Source organism: Proteus sp. G4415, assembly GCF_963896075.1.
Classification (GTDB): Bacteria; Pseudomonadota; Gammaproteobacteria; order Enterobacterales; family Enterobacteriaceae; genus Proteus; species Proteus mirabilis.
Genome location: NZ_CAWQOK010000081.1, coordinates 1 through 2,971 on the forward strand (window position 1 = coordinate 1; position 2,971 = coordinate 2,971).

Consider the following 2,971-nt stretch of genomic DNA (forward strand, 5'->3'; position numbering starts at 1 on the left):
TAATTTAGCCTTAATGTTTTTATGTATTTATAGAAAACAAAAATACAAAAGAATACAGATATATTCTTTGTTGTATTATCATTTTTTTATATAGAATCAATGGCTTTCTAGATAAGCTTTATAGAATAAAAAAACTATTATAGAAGAGAAAGCAATATTGACATTAAGAGAGAATTAATAAAAAGATGAGAAATTAAATATATATTAATATGTAGACCAATTTGTTATATTTATAGGTCTATCCCAGCGGTTAAAACGCAATCCTTTGCCTGTCCTATTTCCATGTGTATCTAAAATCTCATAATACTCTTCAACTATTTGGCTACGACCGCGTTGCCATTCATTGGTGGTAGCAGCAGGATCGATTAAATAAATATCACCGACAACGGTATATAACTCACCTAAATAACGAACTTTACGTGTGGTGGTGGTGGAATAGTGAGAGAACATCACTTGGTAGGTTTTATAGTGTTCAGGTTGCCCATAAGGGCCATATTTCATCGCAATATAGCGAATTCCTTTAGTACCAACAGGACTCGTGCCACCTGGCGTTGGCATATCGGGTGTAATATTAAAAAGAGTATAACGTGAGCCAACCGTTGGCTGCCTTAGCGCTTGGCGATAACTATAGCTATCCATTCCTGAAGCTGTCCATGTTCTATCCACCAGACCATTTCCTGCCCAACAGTAGCAAGATAAGGCGAGTAAAGGGAATGAAAGAGGGATAAACAAGGCTCTAGCCAACATAAATACTCCTTTTTATTACTATTATGATGCCAGAAAACTAGGGTGTTATTCCGTAAAATAACGCTATAACAGCGTGCCATTTCTGATGCTTATCCCTTTCCATTCCAAAAGGTTATTAAAAATAGAAAATAATTGATTATATTTTGGACAAAAAAACGTTTAGATAATAAAGGTGAAAAGGTGATAAATAAGACAGTGTAGAGGTAACCGTTTATGAACCCATTAACGACATTACGTGTTGCAAGCGTACAACTACAACATAAGGCTAATGATAAAGATTATAATTTAGCCAAAATACATCAGTTTATTGAGATGGCTGCCAGTGAAAAAGTGAATCTTCTAGTATTTCCTGAAATGTGTATCACGGGATACTGGCATGTCCCTAAATTACCGGCGCAACAGGTTTATGCATTAAGTGAAAAACTGGCTGATAGCGCATCATTAAAATCCATTAAACAAAAAGCACAACAGTATGCAATGGCTATTGGTGTTGGATTAATTGAACGGGATAACAATAATAATTTGTATAATACTTGGGTTGTTTGTATGCCTGATGGTTCATTACAAAAACATCGTAAATTGCATGCATTTGAACATCCGGTTATTTGTAGCGGAGATCAATACACCGTATTTGATACCCCATGGGGGATTAAAATGGGTATTTTAATTTGCTGGGATAATAATTTAGTTGAGAACGCACGGGCGACGGCGTTATTAGGGGCAGATATTTTATTGGCTCCTCATCAAACTGGCGGAACCCACTCTCGTAGTCCACACAGCATGAAACCTATTCCAATGGCGTTGTGGGAAAATCGTCAGCAAGATCCACAAGCGTTACAAGCTGCTTTTCAAGGTGAACATGGCAAAGGATGGCTAATGCGCTGGTTACCTGCTAGAGCTCACGATAATGGTATGTTTATCATCTTCAGTAATGGGGTTGGGCGTGATGAAGAAGAGGTGAGAACGGGTAATGCGATGGTTATCGATCCTTATGGACGTATTGTAAAAGAAAGCTGTGCGATAGAAGACGATATGGTCGTTACGGATATTGATTTAACGCTTTTGCCTGAATCAACAGGGAGACGCTGGTTAACGGGCAGAAGACCAGAGCTATATCAGATCCTCACCACTCGACAAGGTAATGAACAAGATCCGATTTCCGTTCGTTTTGGTAACAAGGACTAATAGAGATAATTATAAAAAGAGCATAATTATTTATCAGACAAAAGATTAACACCTAATATTAATTTTACTAATTTATTTTATGTTAGAATAATAAAAGAAACTAATATAGGTTTGATGATAAATAATGGATACACGTTTATTAAATGCTTTTGTGGTGTTAGCTGATACAGGGCACTTTGGTGAAGCCTCCAAACAGCTTTGTATTAGCCAACCTGCATTAACTAAACAGATTAAAACGTTGGAATCACAACTGGATATCGTGTTGTTTGAGCGTGGTCGCCATGGTGCAAAGCTCACGCAAGAAGGACAATATTTACTCAATCAAGCTCAAGTGGTATTACGGGAATCCCATATTTTAGAAAAACAAGCTCGTCAATTAGTTGAGCCACAAAAAGTCTCACTTTATGCGGGATTCGGTCTGTCATCATTAAGTTTTATTACTTCACTATTGGCGAGATTTAATCAAATTGAGCCAAATATTAGCGTCAATATTGATGATATGTCTTCTCATAAAATGGAAGAAAAATTATTAATGGGTGAACTTGATGTGGCTTTTTCTCGTTTACCCGTTATGCCCCCTTTACAAGGGATAGCGTTGACACAAGAGCAACTGATGTTAGCTATTGCAACACAACATATTACGGTGTTGGAGGCAGATTATAACCCATTACATTATTTCGACTCATTAGGGCTTATTTTACTTGCTCCAGAAAAAGGGAAAAAACTGTATCAGCAGATACATGCTTTTTTACAACAGCATAAACTAGCACCGCGTTTATTACAGCAATCTCAAGATATTCAGACCCAATTAGCGCTAGTCGCGGCTGGATTAGGGATAGCATTAGTGCCTAAAAGCGCGCAATTAATTTGTGATAAACAAAGAGTCACATTGTTACCTCTATCTGGGTTATACACACAATGGAAAATTGGTGTAATTTGGAATAGTAATATTAAAAATAAAGAACGTGATCTTTTTATTAAAATAATTACTGAAAAAATTGATATTAAATAAACAATTAGCTTTCTTTATTTCTTTTAA

General features: G+C 36.3%; 3 protein-coding genes. 2 read left to right on the forward strand and 1 reads right to left on the reverse strand.

Going from position 1 to position 2,971, the window contains the following annotated elements:
• Positions 1 to 204: 204 nt before the first annotated feature.
• Positions 205 to 747 (reverse strand): flagellar biogenesis regulator UmoA, encoded by a 543-nt coding sequence (gene umoA, locus AACU95_RS09910; protein WP_004246526.1) that lies wholly within the window; start codon positions 745 to 747, stop codon positions 205 to 207.
• Positions 748 to 960: 213 nt separating this feature from the next.
• Between umoA and AACU95_RS09915 the strand changes: the two genes are divergently transcribed.
• Together AACU95_RS09915 and AACU95_RS09920 are read left to right on the forward strand one after the other, a co-directional pair.
• A complete protein-coding gene (locus AACU95_RS09915; RefSeq protein WP_004246525.1) occupies positions 961 to 1,932 on the forward strand; it encodes a nitrilase family protein in 972 nt (323 codons plus the stop codon).
• A 124-nt stretch (positions 1,933 to 2,056) separates the two neighbouring features.
• A complete protein-coding gene (locus AACU95_RS09920) occupies positions 2,057 to 2,944 on the forward strand; it encodes a LysR family transcriptional regulator (protein ID WP_004246524.1) in 888 nt (295 codons plus the stop codon).
• Positions 2,945 to 2,971 lie beyond the last annotated feature (27 nt).

What these genes read in the sequence shown, in the direction of transcription:
- umoA (WP_004246526.1), bottom strand. Translation starts at nt 747, where the DNA reads ATGTTGGCTAGAGCCTTGTTTATCCCTCTTTCATTCCCTTTACTCGCC.
- AACU95_RS09915 (WP_004246525.1), top strand. Translation starts at nt 961, where the DNA reads ATGAACCCATTAACGACATTACGTGTTGCAAGCGTACAACTACAACAT.
- AACU95_RS09920 (WP_004246524.1), top strand. Translation starts at nt 2,057, where the DNA reads ATGGATACACGTTTATTAAATGCTTTTGTGGTGTTAGCTGATACAGGG.